At 48.3% G+C, this 21,447-nt stretch carries 19 protein-coding genes; 18 read left to right on the top strand and 1 reads right to left on the bottom strand.

The features are described 5' to 3' along the window. Nucleotides 1–132: 132 nt before the first annotated feature. The 13 genes from JIE71_RS11415 (at nt 133) to JIE71_RS11355 (ending at nt 13,821) form a co-directional block, all read left to right on the top strand. The gene (locus JIE71_RS11415) at nt 133–855 is read left to right on the top strand and encodes a GntR family transcriptional regulator (protein ID WP_199508835.1); all 723 of its coding nucleotides are present in this window, start codon (nt 133–135) and stop codon (nt 853–855) included. A 290-nt stretch (nt 856–1,145) separates the two neighbouring features. Then, a complete protein-coding gene (gene pcaF / locus JIE71_RS11410) occupies nt 1,146–2,354 on the top strand; it encodes a 3-oxoadipyl-CoA thiolase (RefSeq protein WP_199508834.1) in 1,209 nt (402 codons plus the stop codon). Between the two features lie 2 nt (nt 2,355–2,356). After that, the gene (locus JIE71_RS11405; protein ID WP_199508833.1) at nt 2,357–3,529 is read left to right on the top strand and encodes an alpha/beta fold hydrolase; all 1,173 of its coding nucleotides are present in this window, start codon (nt 2,357–2,359) and stop codon (nt 3,527–3,529) included. 53 nt (nt 3,530–3,582) lie between these two features. Beyond that, the gene (gene pcaH / locus JIE71_RS11400; protein WP_416232033.1) at nt 3,583–4,314 is read left to right on the top strand and encodes a protocatechuate 3,4-dioxygenase subunit beta; all 732 of its coding nucleotides are present in this window, start codon (nt 3,583–3,585) and stop codon (nt 4,312–4,314) included. A gap of 3 nt (nt 4,315–4,317) precedes the next feature. Next, a complete protein-coding gene (gene pcaG / locus JIE71_RS11395) occupies nt 4,318–4,941 on the top strand; it encodes a protocatechuate 3,4-dioxygenase subunit alpha (RefSeq protein WP_199508831.1) in 624 nt (207 codons plus the stop codon). An 87-nt stretch (nt 4,942–5,028) separates the two neighbouring features. Continuing rightward, complete coding sequence (gene pobA, locus JIE71_RS11390) at nt 5,029–6,222, top strand: 4-hydroxybenzoate 3-monooxygenase (protein WP_323126936.1); 1,194 nt, start codon at nt 5,029–5,031, stop codon at nt 6,220–6,222. A 67-nt stretch (nt 6,223–6,289) separates the two neighbouring features. After that, nucleotides 6,290–6,961 (top strand): 3-oxoacid CoA-transferase subunit A, encoded by a 672-nt coding sequence (locus JIE71_RS11385; RefSeq protein WP_199508829.1) that lies wholly within the window; start codon nt 6,290–6,292, stop codon nt 6,959–6,961. Beyond that, complete coding sequence (locus tag JIE71_RS11380; RefSeq protein WP_199508828.1) at nt 6,961–7,626, top strand: 3-oxoacid CoA-transferase subunit B; 666 nt, start codon at nt 6,961–6,963, stop codon at nt 7,624–7,626. Before JIE71_RS11385 ends, JIE71_RS11380 begins: the two co-directional genes overlap by 1 nt. Before the next feature lie 126 nt (nt 7,627–7,752). Further along, nucleotides 7,753–8,280, top strand: coding sequence for a TRAP transporter small permease (locus JIE71_RS11375; RefSeq protein WP_199508827.1), 528 nt, complete (start codon nt 7,753–7,755; stop codon nt 8,278–8,280). Next, nucleotides 8,277–9,566, top strand: coding sequence for a TRAP transporter large permease (locus JIE71_RS11370; protein ID WP_199508826.1), 1,290 nt, complete (start codon nt 8,277–8,279; stop codon nt 9,564–9,566). The genes JIE71_RS11375 and JIE71_RS11370 overlap by 4 nt, the downstream gene beginning before the upstream one ends. A 519-nt stretch (nt 9,567–10,085) precedes the next feature. After that, the gene (locus tag JIE71_RS11365; RefSeq protein WP_199508825.1) at nt 10,086–10,916 is read left to right on the top strand and encodes a p-hydroxycinnamoyl CoA hydratase/lyase; all 831 of its coding nucleotides are present in this window, start codon (nt 10,086–10,088) and stop codon (nt 10,914–10,916) included. Nucleotides 10,917–11,419: 503 nt separating this feature from the next. Further along, nucleotides 11,420–13,315: a feruloyl-CoA synthase gene (locus JIE71_RS11360; protein ID WP_199508824.1), complete on the top strand. Its 1,896-nt coding sequence runs from the start codon at nt 11,420–11,422 to the stop codon at nt 13,313–13,315. Nucleotides 13,316–13,365: 50 nt separating this feature from the next. Next, nucleotides 13,366–13,821, top strand: coding sequence for a MarR family winged helix-turn-helix transcriptional regulator (locus tag JIE71_RS11355; RefSeq protein WP_199508823.1), 456 nt, complete (start codon nt 13,366–13,368; stop codon nt 13,819–13,821). A gap of 127 nt (nt 13,822–13,948) precedes the next feature. Here the strand turns inward: JIE71_RS11355 and JIE71_RS11350 are convergent, their stop codons facing one another. Further along, entirely contained in the window at nt 13,949–14,998 is a 1,050-nt protein-coding gene (locus JIE71_RS11350; RefSeq protein WP_199508822.1) for a hypothetical protein, read from the bottom strand. Between the two features lie 791 nt (nt 14,999–15,789). Here JIE71_RS11350 and JIE71_RS11345 point away from each other — a divergent pair. The 5 genes from JIE71_RS11345 (at nt 15,790) to JIE71_RS11325 (ending at nt 21,059) form a co-directional block, all read left to right on the top strand. Next, entirely contained in the window at nt 15,790–16,803 is a 1,014-nt protein-coding gene (locus tag JIE71_RS11345) for a TRAP transporter substrate-binding protein (protein WP_199508885.1), read from the top strand. Between the two features lie 48 nt (nt 16,804–16,851). Beyond that, the gene (locus JIE71_RS11340; protein ID WP_199508821.1) at nt 16,852–18,654 is read left to right on the top strand and encodes an acyl-CoA dehydrogenase C-terminal domain-containing protein; all 1,803 of its coding nucleotides are present in this window, start codon (nt 16,852–16,854) and stop codon (nt 18,652–18,654) included. Between the two features lie 168 nt (nt 18,655–18,822). Further along, nucleotides 18,823–20,277 carry an aldehyde dehydrogenase family protein gene (locus tag JIE71_RS11335; RefSeq protein WP_199508820.1) on the top strand — a complete coding sequence of 485 codons (1,455 nt, stop codon included), beginning with the start codon at nt 18,823–18,825 and terminating at the stop codon, nt 20,275–20,277. 330 nt (nt 20,278–20,607) lie between these two features. Then, on the top strand, nt 20,608–20,901 hold the full coding sequence (locus tag JIE71_RS11330; RefSeq protein ID WP_199508819.1) for a hypothetical protein: 294 nt from the start codon (nt 20,608–20,610) through the stop codon (nt 20,899–20,901). Then, a complete protein-coding gene (locus JIE71_RS11325) occupies nt 20,898–21,059 on the top strand; it encodes a hypothetical protein (protein ID WP_199508884.1) in 162 nt (53 codons plus the stop codon). Before JIE71_RS11330 ends, JIE71_RS11325 begins: the two co-directional genes overlap by 4 nt. The last annotated feature ends 388 nt before the right edge of the window (nt 21,060–21,447 follow it).

Here is a 21,447-nt window from a genome sequence, read left to right as displayed (position 1 = left end):
TAAGTGGATAGAATTAAGAAAAATCGCATGACAAATCTTTAATGAGCGCGCACTGGGTATATTGCTGGCGTGTTATTCTAGAGTGACATGATTGGCTATATTTTTAAAACATTCACAAATGATGAGGTGTTAATGAGCGAAGCAGGACAATATGTGATCAGCACATTACGACAAATGATTGTCTCTGGCGAGCTGGTGGCAGGCTCGCGTATTGCGGAAATACCGACGGCTGAACGTCTTGGCGTCTCCCGCACACCGATACGTATCGCATTTGGCGTGCTTGCGCAAGAAGGGCTGCTCATTAAACTCAAAAATCGCGGCTATCGCGTCCGCAAAATTACGCCTGAAGAGATTAACGGCGCCGTAGAAGTACGCGGGGTTTTAGAAGGGTTGGCGGCAAGGCAAGCCGCTGAGCGGGGGTTGTCAGCAGAACACCGTAAAGGAATGTTGACGTGCCTTATCAGAGGGGATGAGTTGTTTGTCAAAGGCTATGTCACCGAAGAGGATTTGGAGGTTTATCACGAGATTAACCAAGAGTTTCACGCGTTGATTATTGCGGCCAGTCATAATCCTGCCATTGAGATTGCAAAAAAGGGCAGTGAGCATATTCCTTTTGCTTCGGTCAGCTCGCTCGCGATTGATAAAGACAATCTGGCAAGAGAATATCGGCGGTTTAACTTTGCCCACATGCAGCACCATGCGGTTTTTGATGCGATGAGCTGTGGTCACGGCGCTAGAGCAGAAAACATCATGAGAGAGCATGCCAATGCGACCTTGCGCTACGCTCAGATGTTGAATTCAGAACTGACGGATTCAGATGCGATACGGGTGATTATCGGAGACAATAGGGGATAAATAACAAAGGTAGGTCTTAGGACGTGCCTACAGTGATAACTTAAAAACGTACATAGCATGTCTTATGTCTCAATGAATTCGCTAAAAGACCCCATCGGGTCTTTTTTTTGTTTTTGGGCGGCTGGACGTTTTTCTGTATTGACAATCAAAAAAAAAGAGTGTAGCTTAGTTCACTATACGAACAATTATTCTAATATAGAACAAATAAGAGAATGATTGTTGAATCATTATGGTAATAGGAATCACCGTATTACGAGTCTTGCTCGTATTATCTCTAGGGAGAGAGACGTATGACTGCAGTCTATATTTGTCATCCAAAACGCTCAGCCGTCGGCCGCTATGGCGGTGCATTAGCCGCTGTCCGTCCTGATGATTTGTTGGCACAAGTTATCAAGGCCGTATTGGACGATGCACCAGATTTTGATCACAGCAAGATTGATGATTGCTTTATGGGCTGTGCCAATCAAAGTGGGGAAGACAATCGCAATGTGGCGCGTATGAGTGCCCTGTTGTCAGGCCTGAGCGAGCAAGTCCCTGCCACCACCATTAATCGCTTGTGCGGCTCTAGTTTGGACGCTGTCGGTACAGCGTATCGTGCCATTGCAAGCGGAGAGATAGAGTTGGCATTGGCAGGTGGCGTGGAGTCGATGAGCCGCGCGCCTTTTGTTATGGGCAAACCTGAAAAAGCCTATGACCGCAGCCAAACCTTACAAGACACGACGATGGGCTGGCGCTTTATCAATCCGCAGCTCGATGCCATGTATGGCACAGAAGCCATGCCGCGCACCGCTGAAAACCTTGCTGAGCATTATCATATCTCGCGCCAAGACCAAGATTCTTTTGCGCTTTGGTCGCAGCAAAAGGCCGCGCAAGCGCAACAAGAGGGTCTGCTCGCTGCCGAGATTACCCCGATTACCATTCCCCGCCGCAAACAAGATCCGCTCGTTGTCGACACGGATGAGCATCCACGTCCCGACACCACTATGGCCGCGCTCGAAAAACTACGACCCATTTATCAAGACGGTACCATTACAGCTGGCAATGCTTCGGGCATCAACGATGGTGCGGCGGCGATGTTGATAGCGAGCGAGGCAGCGGTACAAAAATACGGACTGACACCTATCGCCAAAATCGAAGGTATGGCGACCGCAGGCGTTGCCCCAACACACATGGGTATCGGCCCTGTGCCTGCCACCAAAAAGCTGCTGGCGCGTCTGAATCTCAGCCTAGATGACATCGATGTTATTGAGTTAAATGAAGCCTTTGCCGCGCAAGTATTGGCATGCTCACGTGAGCTCGGACTCGATGACCGCGACCCACGTCTGAATTCAAAAGGCGGGTCTATTGCCCTTGGTCATCCGCTTGGCGCATCGGGCGCACGCATCCTTATATCAGCGGTGCATGAGCTACAGCGCACCAGCAAGACACGCGCGCTTTGCACCATGTGCATTGGCGTTGGGCAAGGTATCGCCCTTGTTGTATCAAGAGCAGGAGCATAATCATGGCCTTTTTAAACACGGACACGCATCTGATTGCTTATCACGACAGCGGTGAGACGTACCTGCCTGCACTATTGCTGGCACATCCACTGGGCATGAATCAAAGCGTCTGGGACAGCGTTTGCGATCAGCTGCATGGTCACTATCGCTGCATCCGCTGGGATTTGCCAGGGCATGGCGGTAGTGGCGCGGCAAGTAAGAATGTGAGCATCGAGGCATTAGCAAAAGATGCCTTGAGCCTTGCTGATGCTCTAGGTATTGAACGCTTTTGTTTTATTGGCACCTCTATTGGCGGCATGATTGGTCAAAGCCTGTGCCAAATCGCTGGCGAGCGTTTAGAGCAAGTATGGCTGACCAATACAGGCGCAGTCATTGGCACGCCTGAAGCATGGGCGGAGCGCGCTGCCAAAGTGCGTGATATCGGTCTTGGGAAAATGGCAGAAACCATCGTACCGCGCTGGTTTTCACCCAGCTATGTTGAAGCGCACCCTGATGCTTTGGCAGGTTGGCAAGTACAGCTGTCACGCAATGACGATGAGAGCTACGCCAAACTGTGCGAAGCGATTGCGCAAATGGACAATCGTGACAATCTCGCCAGCTATACCGATACCGTCGCCCTTATCGCGGGTGCTGACGATGTCTCAACGCCAGTTGCGGCACTGGAGACGCTGCAAGCTCAGTTTGCCGAAGCGAGTTTGAGCATTTTTGATGCGGTGGGGCACGTACCGTCAATCGAAGCGCCCAGTCGCTTGGTCGCTCATATTCAGGCGAACAGTAACCGCGCTACCCTTGGACAGACAGGCGTTCGTTATGAACAAGGCCTTGTGCAGCGTAAACGCATTCTAGGCGACGCTCATGTCGAGCGCGCCTCCAAAAATGCCACCACATTAGACAGTCCCTTTCAGCAGTTTATTACACGTACGGCATGGGGCGAGCTGTGGGGCGATGCCAGTTTAACTGTACAACAGCGCAGTATGATTACCACCGCGATATTGGCGGCACTTGGGCGTGATGGCGAGCTTGAGCTGCATTTGCGCACCGCCCAACGCCTTGGCATTCAAGAAAAGCAGTTGCAACAAGTACTGATGCATGTGGCGATCTATGCAGGCGTTCCTGCGGCCAATCATGCCTTTTCTTTAGCGAAAAATAACGGCTGGGGCAACCCCGTCCTTTAACGTCTTTTTGCAGACAACATGGAACCGTCTGCCTGATATCTATGGAGAGCATTATCATGAGTCAACCTTATCCTTTTTTTCTACCGCGCGACCGCAACTGGCAGCCAGAAGCCTACACCCCAGGCTACAAAACCTCGATTGCGCGCTCGCCCCGCCAAGGTTTGGTGAGCCTGCACCGTGGTAGTCCCTCTGAACGCAGCGGCCCGACCTTTGAAGGTCTTGACATGGGACAACATGACAATGATTTGCTCATGAATTTTCGTACCGAAGGCGAGGCAGCAGGCCTGCCTATTGGTGAACGCATCGTCGTACATGGTCAAGTCATTGACCAATTTGGCAAACCTGTACCGCATACGCTGGTTGAGATGTGGCAGGCCAATGCAGGCGGGCGCTATCGTCATAAAAAAGACAGTTACCTTGCGCCCTTGGATCCCAATTTTGGTGGCGTTGGTCGCTGCATGACGGACGGCGAAGGCCGCTATCGCTTTCGTACTGTGCGTCCTGGCCCTTATCCTTGGCCAAATGGTGTGAATACATGGCGTCCAGCGCACATTCATGTGTCTGTCATGGGCCCATCGATTTCTACGCGTTTAATCACCCAGCTATATTTTGAGGGCGATCCTTTGATTCCACAGTGTCCGATTGTACAAGTGCTCAAAGACGTCGATGCGGTTGACACGATGACGGCGCGCTTGGACATGGCGCACAGTCGCCCGATGGACTATTTGGCTTATCGTTTTGACATCGTGGTGCGCGGCGCCCTACAAACTTATTTTGAGGAGTAAATCATGTATAGCCAATATAAATTGCAAGACGACAGTGGCTTGCTACGTGAGACGGCCTCGCAAACGGCTGGCCCCTTTGTGCATATCGGCTTGGCGCTTGAGATTGCAGGTTTTGCTTCGCGCGATGATGAAATTTGGGAAACATTGGCAAAAGACGGCGCGAAAGGTGAGCGCATTGAGCTGGTCGGACGCGTGATTGATGGCAACGGCGATATGGTGCGTGATGCGCTGATTGAGCTGTGGCAAGCCGACAGTGAGGGCAATTACATCAGCCGCTTTGATAACAAACAAGCCTTTAGTGGTTTTGGGCGCAGTGCCTGTGCCAATGATGGTGACTTTCATTTTTATACCGTCAAACCAGGGCAGGTTGATTTTGATGGTAAGCCAATGGCGCCGCATGTAAATATCGCTATTTTTGCTCGCGGTATCAATTTGCACTTGCAAACCCGCGCCTATTTTGAGGACGAGGCTGATGCCAACGCAGCGTGCCCGATTTTAAACAGCGTGCCCTCGGTGACGCGCCGCCAAACCTTAATTGCAACCAAAGAATCAGGTGGCGATGTGCCACGCTATCGCTTTGATATTTATCTGCAAGGCGATAATGAGACGGTATTTTTTGATTTTTAACAGGCGCCCATTGCTGGGTAAGCTGCGAAAAAACAGCATAGAAAGTTATAGGGCGAATACATAGACGTATCGCGTAACGAGAGGGATATTATGAAAAATAAAACACAAGTCGCCATCATCGGCGCAGGGCCTTCAGGGCTATTGCTCGGTCAACTGCTTACTAAGGCTGGTATTGATAACGTCATTTTAGAGCGGCAAACAGGCGAGTACGTGCTCGGACGTATCCGCGCAGGCGTGCTGGAGCAAGGAACGGTCAACCTGATTCGTGAGTCAGGCGCAGGCGAGCGCATGGACAAAGAAGGGCTGATACACATAGGGACGGATTTTAGCTTCCAAGGCGAGCATTTTCATGTCGATTTGGAAAAATACACCGACGGCAAGCACGTCGTGGTGTATGGTCAGACCGAGGTCACGCGTGATTTGATGCAAGCACGTGAGCAGACAGGCGGCATTACCATTTATCAAGCACAGAAAGTCGAGCTGCACGATATTGAGTCAGATACGCCGTATGTCACTTATGAGCACCAAGGCGAATTGCACCGTCTCGACTGCGATTACATTGCAGGCTGTGACGGCTTTCATGGCGTCTCGCGCAAATCCATTCCCGACAATCAATTAGAAGAATACGAAAAAGTCTATCCCTTTGGCTGGCTGGGGCTCATGAGCGACACGCCGCCTGTCAATGAAGAGCTGGTGTACTGCGCGCACGAGCGCGGCTTTGCGCTATGCTCCATGCGTTCACCCACCCGCAGCCGCTACTACATCCAAGTGCCCGACACCGACAAAATCGAAGATTGGAACGAAGAAAAGTTTTGGGATGAGCTAAAGCAGCGCATTCCTCCTGAGATGGCAGAGCGCTTGGTGACAGGACCTGCGATTGAGATGAGCATCGCGCCACTGCGCTCGTATGTCTGCGAAACCATGCAATATGGTCGCCTATTCTTACTGGGAGACGCCGCGCACATCGTTCCGCCAACAGGCGCAAAAGGCTTAAACCTCGCCGCCAGCGATGTTGATACCGCTTATCGCTTGTTCGTCAAAATTTACCAAGACCAGCGCACCGATTTGATTCCCCGTTATCAAGAAATCTGCCTTGCGCGTACATGGAAGGCCGTGCGCTTTTCGTGGTGGATGACCATGCTGCTGCATCGCTTTCATAGCGCAGGGCGTTTTGATTTTCGTGCTCAGCAGGCGGAGTTTGATTACTTTATTCATTCGGAAGCAGGCAAAGCCACCATCGCCGAAAACTATGTGGGCTTGCCTTTTGAAGCCTTAGAGTAGAAGCTTTTTGAAGCCTTAGGTAGAGACTCAGAAATTTTGGTTATTTAACTTTTTAAAGGATGATTCAATGTTAAATAAAGTGACGGCATCTGCTATAGAGGCAATGCACCATGTAAAAGACGGCGATACGGTATTGGTCGGCGGCTTTGGGCTGGCAGGACAGCCTGCTGAATTGATTGATGCACTGATTGAACGCAACGCCAAGGATTTGACCATCGTCAGCAACAATGCGGGCAATGGCGAAACGGGACTGGCGCTGTTATTAAAGTCAGGCTGCGTGCGCAAGATTATTTGCTCGTTTCCACGTCAGCATGATTCTTATATTTTTGATGCGCTGTATCGGGCAGGCGAGATTGAGCTTGAGGTCGTGCCACAAGGGACACTCGCGGCGCGTATCCAAGCAGGTGGCAGTGGATTGGGTGCGGTATACACGCCGACAGGCTATGGCACACTGCTTACCGAAGGCAAAGAGACGCGCACCATAGATGGCGTGGATTATGTACTTGAGTATCCGATTAAAGCCGATGTGGCACTGATTAAAGCCTATAAAAGTGATCGCTGGGGCAATCTGACCTACCGCAAGGCCGCGCGTAACTTTGGCCCAATTATGGCAGCCGCATCTAAGCATACCATCGCACAAGTGACCGAGGTTGTGCCATTGGGCGATTTAGACCCCGAACATATCGTAACCCCCAGTATCTTCGTACACGAAGTGGTCTGTATTAAAGGAGAACAATAATGAGTGACTATACACCACGCTCGGTTGATGAGATTGCCAAACGCGTCGCTGAAGATATTGAAGAGGGCATGTACGTTAATCTGGGCATCGGACAGCCGACCAAGGTGGCAGACTTTTTGCCCAAGGATAAAGACATCTTTTTACACAGTGAAAATGGCGTACTCGGCATGGGACCTGCGCCCGATGAAGCCAACCAAGACGGCGATTTGATTAACGCAGGCAAGCAGTACATTACGCTACTTAAAGGCGGCAGCTATTTTCATCACGGCGATTCTTTCGCCATGATTCGTGGCGGACACATTGATTTATGTGTGCTCGGTGCGTTTGAAGTCGCTGAAAATGGCGATATTGCCAACTGGTTTTTGGGACGTCCCAAGGACATTCCTGCGGTCGGTGGGGCGATGGATTTGGCGGTTGGTGCCAAAAAAGTGTACGTCATCATGGATCATGTCAGCAAAAACGGCGATCCCAAAATCGTTGAAAAACTGAACCTACCCATCACAGGCGAGCGCTGCGTCAATCGCATTTATACCGATTTGGCAGTGATTGATGTCACCGATGAGGGATTAATGGTACGCGATATGGTGGACGGGCTTAGTTTTGAGGCGCTACAAGCGAAGACAGGCGCAACATTACGTCTCGCTACAGGCGAATTATCGGGATAGGCCACACTGTACACGACGCACAGTATTTCACCATCAAAAAAAGGATTTTATGATGAAAAACCATTCAGCTTTTCTAGACCTTGCTGGCATGAATGATGCCGCACCTGATGGTATTGGGGGTGGGTTATGGCACCTTTAATCAAACTCAGTCAGATTATCTCTAAGTTTTGTCAATTTATCGGCGGTTTGAGCCTAATTATCATTGTCCTCACGACCATGACCGATGTCGTCGCGCGCTATGTTTTTAAGCTGAGCGGCGGCGAGTTTGGCTTTACCGTCAAAGGCTCGGTTGAGATTGTCTCCTACCTGATGCTCTTTGCGCTACTGGCTGCGTTTGCCGCCTATGTTGAGCGCTCGCAAATCATCGTTGATGTCTTTACCCAAAAAATGCCAAAAGCCATTAAAGGCTATCTGATGGCGATATTTATGTTTGGCTTCTTTGGCATCGGCGTCGTCTTTGCATGGGGTCTATACGAGAGTGCTTTTGACGCGGTTGAATATGGCAAAGTGACGCAAGATTTGCGCATCTCTATGATGCCGATTTACGGCTTTAGTGCTTTATTAAGTCTGTTATTGGCGATTCGCTCATTGATTGAATCCATCCATATTTTTAAAACAGGCGAATTTTTTGATGCTGAGGAGACAGGCGCATGAGTCCAGAAATTATCGGAGCCATTGGCCTTGTGGTCATGATCGCCCTTGTTGTTTTACGTGTTCCTGTCGCCCTTGCGATGCTGGGTGTGGGTTTGGTTGGTTTTGGTGCGGTCACTGATCCTAGTGGCGCGCTACAAATGCTCAAAGACATTCCCATCGATGTTTTAGCCAAATATGACTTTAGTGCCATTCCCTTATTTATTTTAATGGGCGTATTCGCTACCCATTCGGGTATGGCAGGCAAGCTGTTTGACGCCACGCGCACCATCTTTGGCGGGGTCAGGGGCAGCCTTGGCATTGCGGGTATTGGCTCATCAGGTATCTTTGCCTCTATTTCAGGCTCGTCTCTTGCGACCGCCTCGACCATGACCAAAGTGGCATTGCCCCAAATGGAAAAGTACGGCTACCAGCCAGGCTTTGCTTGCGGTATCTTGGCCGCTGGCGGTACTTTGGGGATTATGATTCCACCCAGTATTGCACTGCTGGTCTACGCTATTCTGACGCAGCAATCGGTCGGTGATATGTTTATTGCAGGCTTTTTGCCGGGTATGCTGGGCATGTTTATGTATTCCATCACTGTGATGGTTATGGTGCGCTGGAAACCGCATTTGGCAAAGCGCGGTGAAAAAACCTCTTGGAAAGCCAAGCTGTTATCACTCACAGGTCTGATTCCCTTTAGCTTTATTTTTATTGTGATTATCGCAGGTATTTTCTTTGGGATATTTACCCCAACAGAGGGTGCGGCAGTGGGCGCGTTTGTCTCGTGGGCGTATGCCGCGTTTAAAGGCATGCGTTTGCAAGGACTCAAGCAGTCATTGACAGAGACCTTGGCGCTTTCGGCAGTGGTGTTCTTTATGCTGCTTGGTGCGGAGGCGCTTGGCTACTTTATTTCCGTATCACAGATGTCCAATACACTGGCAGCATGGATTGGCGGCTTGGACGTGAGTCCCATGATCATTTTAATCTCTATCTTGATTATGTACTTCTTGCTGGGTCTGTTTATGGACGCCTTAGCGATGCTGGTGATTACGATTCCTGTGGTGTATCCCGTGATTTTGGCCTTAGGTTTTGACCCCGTATGGTTCGGTATCGTAGCGGTACTGACGGTTGAGCTTGGGTTGATTACACCGCCAATGGGGATGAATATCTTTGTCATCAAAGCGATGGCACCGCATATTAAGCTGTCGGAGATGTTTCGCGGCGTCGCGCCCTTTATTGTATCGGATGTGATTCGCTTGGCGCTGTTGGTGGCATTTCCTGCCATTTCATTGGCGCTGCTCAACTAAGCTTTGTTTGGTTAGCTAGGCGTGCAGTGATGCCGCAGTAGGTATCGACATACGCTTTGTCTTTTATATGAATAGCCATATCTTCTTTATGACGGTATGGTTTTTTTTTGGGTTTAGTGATTTTATGTTATGACGTGTCATGTAGCGATACCTTGCTAAAACAGTCAAAATAGTATCAACTAAATTTATTAATATATTTATTCTAAGCATCATTCAAATGATTGTTTAATCACTTTTTTAAGGATTAAGTGGTTGTAAGTTGCCTATAAAAGCTTGATTCATAATGATAAATAGCAATTTTTATTCTATATTTTTTTCTTTCACTGAAAAAAAGGTGTCTCAGCGTGCGCAAATGGATAGAAACTCCTTTACATTATATCAACTTTGTTGATAATATTGATGTAGGGTCAGCAGCATATTAGCAATCGCTTTTTAGGCATGCTAAGTGCTGATATTGATTCTTTATATATGGCTTATCTATATCACTAGGGAAGTAACCACTAAACCATGGAGCACACGATGTCAGATTATAAAAACCGCTGGACCACCGTCAAAGTAGACGTGAGCGACAATATTGCTTGGGTGACGTTCAATCGCCCAGACCAACGTAACTGTATGAGCCCGACGCTCAACCGAGAAATGATTGATATTTTAGAGACGCTAGAGCAAGACCCAGAAGCAGGCGTTATTGTGATCACTGGTGAAGGCACGGCATGGACAGCGGGCATGGATCTCAAAGAATATTTCCGCGAGACAGATGGTCAGCCTGAGATTGTCCAAGAAAGAACGCGCAGAGACGCTTGTCGCTGGCAGTGGCAGTTGCTGCGCATGTACAGCAAACCTACTATCGCTATGGTCAATGGCTGGTGCTTTGGCGGCGCTTTTTCACCACTCGTGGCCTGCGATTTGGCTTACTGTGCGGATGAGGCGACCTTTGGTCTGTCTGAGGTGAACTGGGGCATTCCACCTGGCAATTTGGTGAGCAAGGCTATGGCTGATACGGTCGGTCATCGTGAGTCACTGTACTACATCATGACGGGCGAGCCGTTCAAAGGTAAAAAAGCACAAGAGATGGGACTTGTGAATAAAAGCGTTCCGCTGAGCGAGCTAAAGGCTGAAGTCGAAAAAATTGCCAAAGTATTGCTAGAGAAAAACCCAGTCGTACTGCGCTATGCCAAAAATGGCTTTAAGCGCTGCCGTGAGCTGACATGGGATCAAAACGAAGACTACCTTTACGCCAAGATTGATCAATGCTCGATGCGTGATCCAGAAAATGGCCGCGCTGAAGGCATGCGTCAGTTCCTTGACGAAAAAAGCATCAAGCCTGGCCTACAAACCTATAAGCGCTAAGGCCTCTTTGATGGTTGATTGAGAACAACCAATGACAACAACAGCCGTTATTTGTGCCAAAAATCTTTTTATAACAAGGGATTTTTGGCGTTATTTGTATCATGCCATGACAGCACGATAAAAAAGGTAAGTCAGCTTATATCGCTGTCGCACTGATTTGGCAAAGGAATGCCAGTATTAATCTCTTGCCATGAGTGTGGCAAGCCGCTTGTTAACCGTTTCGGTATTCCTCTCTATTGTAGCCAACATAATAAGTTGGCTACCCATTTGCCAAATATATCCAAAATGACACGATGAAACGCGCAAACTCGTGCTGAGCGCTTTGATGACATGGTGCGCGTTCGGCGTATCAGCTGGGTATTTTTAAGGATGCGCCTTTGGTTATTACCAGCATCATTCAGGAAACGCAGGATGGTTTCTGGCTAATGGTCTGCCAAGCGCAACCCAAGCTGCATGGATGTGAGAAAAACAAGGAAGATAATAATGAAACAATGGAGCAGGACATGACCCAATTTACCTATCACAGCTACCCAGAACGCGCCGTTGCTGTCGGTAGCAATGATGCCATCGTGCATCAACAGCATGATGCAGAAGGCGATATTTATTACATCAACGCTGCCACACCCTTAGAGGATTACCCCGATTTTTTATTTGATAAACTGTACGAATACGCCGAAAAATATCCCGACAGAGTGCTGATTGCACAGCGCGAGTTAGACGAGGCCACAGGCGAGCGCGGCGACTGGATAAAGCTCACCTACCGCGACGTGTTACAAAAGGCGCGCAATATCGCTCAGGGATTGCTGCCGTACAATCTCTCAGAAGAGCGCCCCTTGATGATTTTGTCTGAAAATTCTATTGAAGTGTTTTTGCTGATGTGCGGTGCGATGCTGGCAAATGTACCTTATGCGTTGGTCGTGCCTGCCTATTCCTTAGTGGCAAAAAATCCTGACAAATTACAGTACGTGATTGATAAGCTCACACCTGCAGCGTTTTACGCGGGCGATGGCAATGGGTTTTCGCGTCAGCTGAAAGCCTGTGGTCAAATGGACAAGCCCATTATCACTTCAACGGGCACGATTGACGGACAGCCGTGCGTGCATCTTGATGAGCTGCTGGCGACTGAAGCGACCGACGCGGTTGAAAAAACGCACGAAAAAATGACCCCAGACACCATCGTTAAGTTCCTGTTTACTTCAGGCTCTACAGGCAATCCAAAAGTCGTGCCCACGACGCACCGTATGCTGTGCAGCAATCAGCAAATGCTTAAACAAGGCTTGTGCTTATCAGAAGACGACCCACTGGTGCTCGTGGATTGGCTCAGCTGGCATCATACCTTTGGTGGCAGCCACAATCTGGGTATTGCTTTATATAACGGTGGCACATTTTATATTGACGATGGTCGCCCTGTGGCAGGCAAGTTTGAGGAAACCATTCGTAATCTTAAAGAAATCTCGCCCAGTAAATACTTTAATGTCCCCATTGGTTGGTCGATGCTTGCCAATGCCTTGGAAGAAGATGAAGCCCTGCGTGAGAACTTTTTTAAAAAGGTCGATTTGTATTTTTTCGGTGGTGCCAGCTTATCAGCCGATTTGTGGCAGCAGCTCGGTGACATCAGTTATCAGCACTGCGGTGAGCGAATCCGCATCATGTCGGGTATCGGCATGACAGAAACCTCACCGTCTTGTACCTTTACCACAGGGTCTTCCAATGACACCGCGAGTTTTGTGGGTGTGCCTGCATCAGGGGTTGAGGTTAAGCTGGTGCCCATGACAGACAAAATAGAGCTGCGTATCAAAGGCCCGCATGTCATGCCTGGGTATTGGCGGCATGATTCTACCAAAGTGAATACAGCAGCCAGCTTTGATGAAGAAGGATTTTATTGCACAGGCGATGGCGTCTTGCCTTATAACCCTGATGATCTCTCCGAAGGCTTGGTCTATGATGGACGTATCGCCGAAGATTTTAAGCTGACCACAGGTACGTTTGTCAATGTCGGTGAGCTGCGCAATCGCATGGTCGTCCAAGGAATGGCACTCATCGAAGATGTGGTAATCACAGGGGAAGGCAAGCGTGAAATTGGCGCTTTCGTATTTGTAAAAGAAAAAGCGGCGCGCAAACTCACCGCACTGCCTCATGCTGAATTTAAGCACGTACTCGCGCATGATAAGTTGCAAGCGTGGTTTCGTGACTTTATGAACCGCATTAATGAGGGCTATCACGCCAGCTCAAAAAAGATTGCGCGTATCTACTTGATGGAAAATCCGCCCAATGTGGTTGAGGGCGAAAAAACCGATAAAGGCACCCTCAATCAGCGCAAACTGCGCAATAATAGAACCCAAGAGACGGAGAAGCTGTACGCAGAGGACGCAGATAAATTGAGGTTTTTGGCCAAATAGCTTACCATAAAACCCAAGAGGGCTTCCCAAGCGCTAACGAGGACAATGTATTGAACACCACATCATCAAATAAGCCGACTGGCAGTGCGCCAACCGTTAGCTACAGTGTTGGCAAGCTTGACAAATTGATCAATCAGCAGCTTAGCGACGCGCTGTCAGAGCTGGAAGTCAGCTTGCCACAATTCACCATGCTGGCAAATCTACACCTGCATGGCGAAATGGCCAATGCCAAGCTGGCATCGCGCTCGTTTATCAGCCCGCAAGCCTCCAACCAAATTATCAAAACCATGGAAGAAAAGGGGTGGATCAGCAAACGTGAAGACCCCAATCATGGGCGAATTTTATTAATCGGTCTGACGCCAGAGGGACAAGCCATCTACGAGCAATGCAATATCAAGGCGATGGCGTTTGAAAGTAGGATGCTGGCGGGGTTGCCTGCGGAGAATGTGATGATGCTAAAAGCCACGGTGCAGCGCTTGATTACCAACTTAAAGCAAGGCGATTAAGACCCGCGCAAAAGTATACATAAGCGAAAATAAAGCAGCCCAAAATAAAACCGATACGTGTAGCGCGTATCGGTTTTTATGTTAATGAATACAGTCAATCGGTGATTAATGAGATTCAAGCAGCCGTTTAAAAGGTATATTTGGCCATCACTTCAACTTCTTGACCTTTTAAACGCCATGGAAGAGTGGTCTCGCTGCGATCTCGCCATTCAACACCAAAGTCGAGATCGGGCGTATAGGCATAAATCAGGTTGGCACTTTTAATATCAATTGAGGTGTCGGCATCATTATCCACATTGACCTCACCATAGCGCATATTGCCGCGCAGCTTTGGCGTGAATTGATGTCGATAGCCGACACTAAAGCCCGTTTGCGAGACCAGCTTACCGTCTTCGGCATCACAGTTAACACTGACTGGCGTGAGCGCGCCTGTGGTACACACGCCAGAATAGACGCCCATACCTTTACCTGTATAGACACTGCCATGTAGCGAGCCATTGCCTATCGTGTATTTAGCGGCTAATGACGCACCAATACCGAAATCAGAATCCGACTCATCGTCTATGCTCGTGCCCGCTTCACGGCCTGTCAAGGCAGCCGTGTAGCCAAAATTGGCAATATTGTCGCTATAGCTGACGACCATATCAGGCACGCTGGCATCGTCATAGATGGGGTCTTGTGCGGTCAAGCGCAGCCCATCATTGACATAATGAACCGTCAAATCAGGACGCACATACAGCCCACTACCCGCGATGGTGCCAAAGCCTGTACCATAAAAATCAAGCTGCTCGGTGAGACGCGGGGCAACGGCAAAAAACTGACCGCTCCACGTCTTACCTAAGGTAAATTTATCGTATTGCAAATAGGCATGACGCAGTCGCAGCTCAGGTGTGCCGCTTTCATAACCTGCAAACTCACCATAAAAGTCCCCTTCAATAAAGCCAGTCAGCTTCTTGTCGTTCACCAGCTTGGTGGCTTTGACATTGATTCTTGATTCTCTGATATTGCCCTTAAATTCAGAATCCTTATCATCAGGAGAGATAAAGAGTCCTTCAGCCTTAATATAGCCGCCGATACTTAATGTCGTATCCCCTTCGGTGACGACATCAATGGCTTGTACGTGGGTACATAGGGTTGCTGTAGCTGCTGCGAACAGCGCCGTTTTTAGATTACGCATGTAAATCACACTCCGTGTTTATTTTAAAACCAAAGTCATGCGCGCTATGCGTCACTGTTGATAGTGACTTTGGTTTATAAAAAATAGTGCAGATGGTGTCATCTGGCACCGACCAATTCCTTTTGTTCATTTACTGCACGCGCTCGTCATGAGTGCTTCGTCCACTGTTAGCTCACTTTTTGTCCAGCTTTTTCTAAACTGTTTTAAAGACCGTACTTATACCCAGACAGCAGGCTATAGCAGCAAGCAAGCGTGCGCGCTGTATCGTTAGTTTCTAAAAACTGTGGTGTCTAAAAGCTTCGATGTTTAAAAAATGAAAAAGATCTGTCTGTACTGCTAAGCGCCCAAGGGCGCATTTAGTGCATTCATATACGTTGTTTTAACGTGAATTACAAGATAGCAACTTATTCAAATTATTGTCAAGTTACTTTATAAAATAGTTTGACATATTAAGCCTTTTAACCGTAATATGTACTAAATAATGCGGTATAACTGGGTTATGGTATTAAAATCTTATAATTTTTATTATAAAGAAAGTTTATAATAAAGAGTGTTTTGGTAGCGCGGCTGATGCGATGGATGAGCAATGAGGTTTGGCGCTGGTGCTATAAGGCAACAATGTTATAAGAGCAAAATAACCACGTTATCCTCGACCACCCAATCAAAAGGATTTGATTATGTCTAGTGACAATACACGTTCCAAAATTGCCAGCGCGACTACCAGCCGTAGAGCGAGCCGAAAAAACACACTGAATTCACAAAAAGGCATAGTTTTATTTGCCTTGTCATTAATGATGCCTTTGACTTTGACAGCTTGTAGCAGTGGCTCAGAGGCCAGCAGCGGTGGCGCAGATGATGTGGTGGTGTTGCGAATGTCACATTTTATGCCAGCACCGTCAGCAATGAATGTCGAGATATTTGAACCTTGGGCGAAAAAAATTGAAGAAGAATCCAATGGTCGTATCAAAATCGAAAACTTTCCAGGCTCCACACTGACTAAGCCAGCAGACACCTACGAAGCCGTCGTGAACGGTAGAGTGGATATTGGCATCCAGTTGCAAGGTTATACCAGTGGTCGCTTCCCCTTATCACAAATCGCTGAGTTGCCGGGGTTATCCAATTCGGCGGCGCAGATGGGTTGCCTGATGCAGACGCTGTATGATGATGGCACTATCGCCAGCGAGTATGAAGATTCGCATGTGATATCGCTATATGGCTTGGGACCTGGCGTGCTGCACAGCACCAAATTAATTGCCAAACCTGACGATATGAAAGGGCTGCGTATTCGCCGTCCTTCAGCCGTAGCGGGCGACATTATAGAAAGCATGGGCGCCGCGCCTGTGGGCTTACCCGCGACCGATATTTATACCTCATTGCAGCGCGGGGTTATTGATGGCTTGAGCCTGCCATGGGATGGCGTGCCCATATTCCGTGTCAATGAATTGGTTAAAAACCACACCAATATTCCGCTGTATTCTTCTAGCATCGTCATGAATATGAACAAAGCAAAATACGATGCTCTGCCGCCTGATTTACAAAAAGTTATCGACGACAACTCAGGAATGGTACTGGCGCAAAAAGTGGGTGCTATGCTGACCGAGGACGATATAGAAGCCCTACAAGCTGCCAAGGATGCAGGCGATACCATCGTGGATATTCCTGATCCGCTCAATGACCCTGCATGGGCGGGATTGCTTAAGCAAGGCACGCAAAAATATCTGGATTCTGTCAACCAAAATGGCGTTGATGCTGATGCGGTGTACGACAAGGTAAAAGCGGCAAGTGCTGCTTGTAAAGGTGCTTGATTAAATCATTAAGCCTCATCATTTGGAGTTTTAACAAAAGGAAGTTGTATGCACCGTTATCACGCACCGCTGGCAGACATGCGTTTTTTATTAACCGACGTGTTTGATGCGCCCGTATTTTGGCAGACCAATAAGCATCTCAGCCATGTTGATATGGACACAGTCGAGGTCGTACTCGAAGCGCTGGCAACATTTACCCAAAAAGTTTTGCTGCCATTAAATCACAGTGGTGATAAAGAAGGCGTCAGTTTTGCGCTCGACGATATGGGCTATGGCGCGGTACGCACGCCGACAGGATTTAAAGCAGCGTACGCACAGTACAAATCTGACGGCTGGGTCGGTCTTGGCGCGACGCCAGAGTATGGCGGGCAAGGCTTTCCCAAAATGGTATCGATGTTTCAAGAAGAGATGATGTTTAGTAGCAATCAGTCGTTTGCGCTGTATCCCAATCTTGCCTTGGGTGCGGGTTTGTGTTTGTTAAAGTCCGCCTCAGAAGAACAAAAACAGCGCTATTTAGAGAAAATATATACGGGCGAATGGGCAGGGACGATGTGCTTGACCGAAGCCCATGCAGGCACCGATTTGGGGTTGCTCAAAACCAAAGCTGTGCCCAATGACGATGGCAGCTATGCCATCACAGGAAGCAAAATCTTTGTGACGGGTGGCGACCATGATTTAACAGACAACATCATTCATTTGGTCTTGGCAAAAACGCCCAACGCGCCAGCAGGCTCCAAAGGCATTTCTTTATTCATTGTCCCCAAATTTCTGCTTGAAAAAGATGAGGCTGGCAATGACCAACTCGGCGCGCGCAATGCCGCGTCCGTGGGGTCAGTTGAGCACAAAATGGGCGTCAAAGGCTCAGCGACTTGCGTGCTTAATTTTGATAAGGCAAAAGGCTGGCTGGTCGGGGAGGAGTGTACAGGGCTTGCCTCGATGTTTTTGGTGATGAACTATGAGCGTTTGGCGATTGGCATACAGGGCATTGCCCTTACGGAATTGGCGTATCAAAACGCCGCTGCCTACGCCAATGACCGCTTGCAGTCTCGTAGCGATTCGGGCATCAAAAACCCTGATAAAGATGCCGATGCCTTGATTCACCACGCCGACATACGCCGTATGCTGCTCAATGCCAAAGCACATGCCGAAATTTCGCGCTGCTTTGCGATGTATGTCGCCAAGCAGCTCGATATTGCAAAATACAGTGATGATAAGCAATTAATTGCTACTGCCAATGCGCGCATTGCCTTATTAACCCCAATTACCAAAGCCTTTTTAAGTGATAAAGCGTTCGAGGCAACGGTTGATTGCCAGCAGGTCTTTGGCGGGCATGGTTATATTTGCGATTGGGGTATGGAGCAAATCGTGCGTGATACGCGCATTGCTCAGATTTATGAAGGCGCAAACGGCATTCAGGCATTAGACCTATTGGGGCGCAAAGTCGCCAAAGATAACGGCGCGATGCTGTTTGATTTTTTGGCGGAAATACGCAGCTTTATTGGCACGATGTCAGGCGCGCATGGTATCAAGCAAGCCACCCTGACGGCGGCAGATGATATTGAGCGCTTGACCCACACGCTACTGGCCAATATCAGCGCGCGCGGCGATGAGATGAATGGCTGTGCGGTCAATTATCTCCATGCGACAGGCTATCTGTGCTTTGCTTATATGTCTGCCATGATGGTGGCGGCAAGCCAAGGTAAGGCAGGCGCGTTTTATGCCAATAAGCTCAAATTGGCAGATTATTTTATGGCGCATATTCTGCCACGCATGCAAACGCATATCGACATGGTTCAATCAGGTAGCACGTCTATGATGGCCTTTGATTTGGATTATTTTGACCCTGCGTAAACCAATGGCTGATGAGCAATAATTCGATACATCAATATAGGTTTATTGTGTCGGTAATATCATTCACCAATCCTTACTGCTAGACTGATACGGGACGTCAATAAGCAACAGATATCGTCTCGTATGACAGACTTAACGCAGTTTTATTATTATGAATAAGGAAATTTTATGGCTCACTATGACCAACTTCATTTAAATTACATCGCTGGCGAGTGGCGCGATGGCACCTCAAATCATGACATCGTCACCAGCAACCCCTTTACTGGCGAAGAAATTGCGACCTTTAAGGCGGCAAGTTTGGATGATTTGAACGATGCGTATGTTGCATTAGAAGAAGCGCAGAAAGCGTGGAGCGCGACCAACCCTTACGCCATGAGCCACATCATTGAAGAAGCGGCGCAAATCATCGTCAAGCGCCGTGATGAGCTGATTGATATGTTGGTGCGTGAGGCAGGCTCGACGGTCATTAAGGCCAGTACCGAAGTCGATGCCTGTGTCGGCGTGATAAAAGTCGCGGCAGAGTACCCGTTTTTGCTCGAAACGACGGTCACGCGCTCTGTCATTCCTGACAAAATCAATCACATCATTCGTAAGCCTGTCGGCGTGGTGACGGTGATTGGTCCGTTTAACTTCCCGTTATTTTTGGCGATGCGTTCGGTCGTCACCGCGCTGGCAAGTGGCAATGCGGTGTTGTTAAAACCTGCCTCAAACACGCCCATCACAGGCGGGGTCCTATTGGCAAAAATCTTTGAAGAAGCGGGCTTGCCAGCGGGCGTGCTGTCTGTCGTTGTCCCCAAAACCTCTGAAATCGGTGACGAGCTTTACACGCATCCCATCCCGCAAGTCATCTCCTTTACGGGCTCAACCGAGGTGGGCAAGCGCATTGGTGAAAAGGCAGGCGGCGCGATTAAACGTTGTCTCTTGGAGCTTGGCGGCAACAATGCGTTTGTTGTGCTCGAGGATGCCGACGTCGATTACGCGGCGCGCTCCGCAGTCTTTGGGCGCTTCTTACACAGCGGGCAGATTTGTATGTCTGCCAACCGCATCATCGTGCATGAGTCTATCTTTGATGATTTTGCCGAAAAGTTCGTTAAATACACCAAAGCGCTTAAAGTTGGCGATCCTTCACAACCAGAAGTGTTGGTTGGTCCATTGATTGATGAAAAAGAAGCTATTCGTGTGGAAGAAGCAGTAAAACGTGCCGTAGAAGGCGGTGCAGAGGTGCTGCTTGAAGGTAAACGCGACGGCGCAGTGGTGTATCCGTACGTGCTCAAGAGTACCAATGAGGGTTATTCTGCTTGTACTGAGATGTTTGGCCCTGTAGCGACACTCATCGCGCACTCAGGTGATAATGACGCACTGCGAATAGCCAACGATACAGACGCGGGACTGAGCGGCGCGGTGCATTCGAAAGACATCAAGCGGGCGCAAAAGTTTGCTGATGGCTGGAAGACGGGTATGGTGCATATCAATGACCAAAGCGTCAATGATGAGCCGCGCATTGCCTTTGGCGGCGAAAAAGCCTCAGGTATTGGACGTTTTGGGCGTCATATCACCTTTGATGAGTTCACCACCTATCAATGGGTGTCTGTACAGACCGAGCAGCGCCAGTATCCGATCTAAACTATTTACTGATAATAAAAGCCACAAGGTTCTGCTATTGGCAGGGCGTTGTGGTTTTTTTGCTCAAAAAATACATATAGTAGATCTCTTGCAAAAGTACTAGTTCATTGACTTCCATTGACGGAGTTACAAGGGCTGACGATGACTTATGCAAGAAGTCTAGTGAATGCTTTATAAATAAGAGACATCGAGATTTAAAGGTGTTTTTAGTAGCCTCTAGAGACGCAGTCACAGCAAGCAAGAAAAATACCTTTAAATCGGGTACATTTTTCACGTTGTATCTTTTTTATTCCATGTTGACTATCGTATTAAAACAAACGTGATTACCGCATGATGATTAAACAGGCAACAACCGCAGACGCGCCCGAAATAGCAGCAGTTATCACCGCCAGGATCAAGGCATGCGTGCAAGACCATAACAATAATAATGCAGATATTCAGGCGTGGCTGGCGAATAAAACCGCAGACAATATTAAGGAGTGGATAAATAATCATCTTGCCTTGGTGTATACACAAGACACGCAGATTGTTGCTGTGATATTGGCAGCGCATAGCGGCATGATATTGCTCAATTACACGCTGCCGAGCAAGGCATTGGCAGACAGCTGCTCGCGCACGTTATGAACAACTATAAAGAGCAGGGCATACCAACCGTCACGCTAGAGTCTATCTTGACCGCTAAAAGCTTTTATTTAAAACAAGGCTTTACTATCACAGATAACGTACGTGGGCACGGTGAGGTCGTGACATATAAGATGGTAAAAACCATCGGGTTCTTGTAAGCATAATACGTATGAACTATTTCTTTGTTATGGTCACTAACATGTCTAGCCCTGCATTCGTAGGGCTTTATTCTTGACAAGAAATACTTGTCTGAATTAATCAATAGTTGCTTGAAAAGAAGTTAGCTTAGTTTTAATGTGTTTATAGTCAGTAGTGGTTAACGCATTAATGAACGCGGGACGTCCGCTACTGTATTTCGCTTGCTTATATTATGGATGATAAGCGCAAACGGTAAATAATAAATACCGATAGATGCCAGTCTATCAACGCTAAAGAAGACAGTGCAAGGAGGCAGCCATGTTACCCATCTATTTTTATTCCCGACAATCTCTGCACTTCTTACAGCAAACCTCTAGATGCTTTGATCCATAACGACAGATAAGCGAT

It is taken from the genome of Psychrobacter sp. bablab_jr014 (assembly GCF_016464015.1).
Lineage (GTDB): Bacteria > Pseudomonadota > Gammaproteobacteria > Pseudomonadales > Moraxellaceae > Psychrobacter.
The sequence above is the reverse complement of the archived record's forward strand: the minus strand, read 5'-3'. Positions and strand labels throughout refer to the sequence as shown.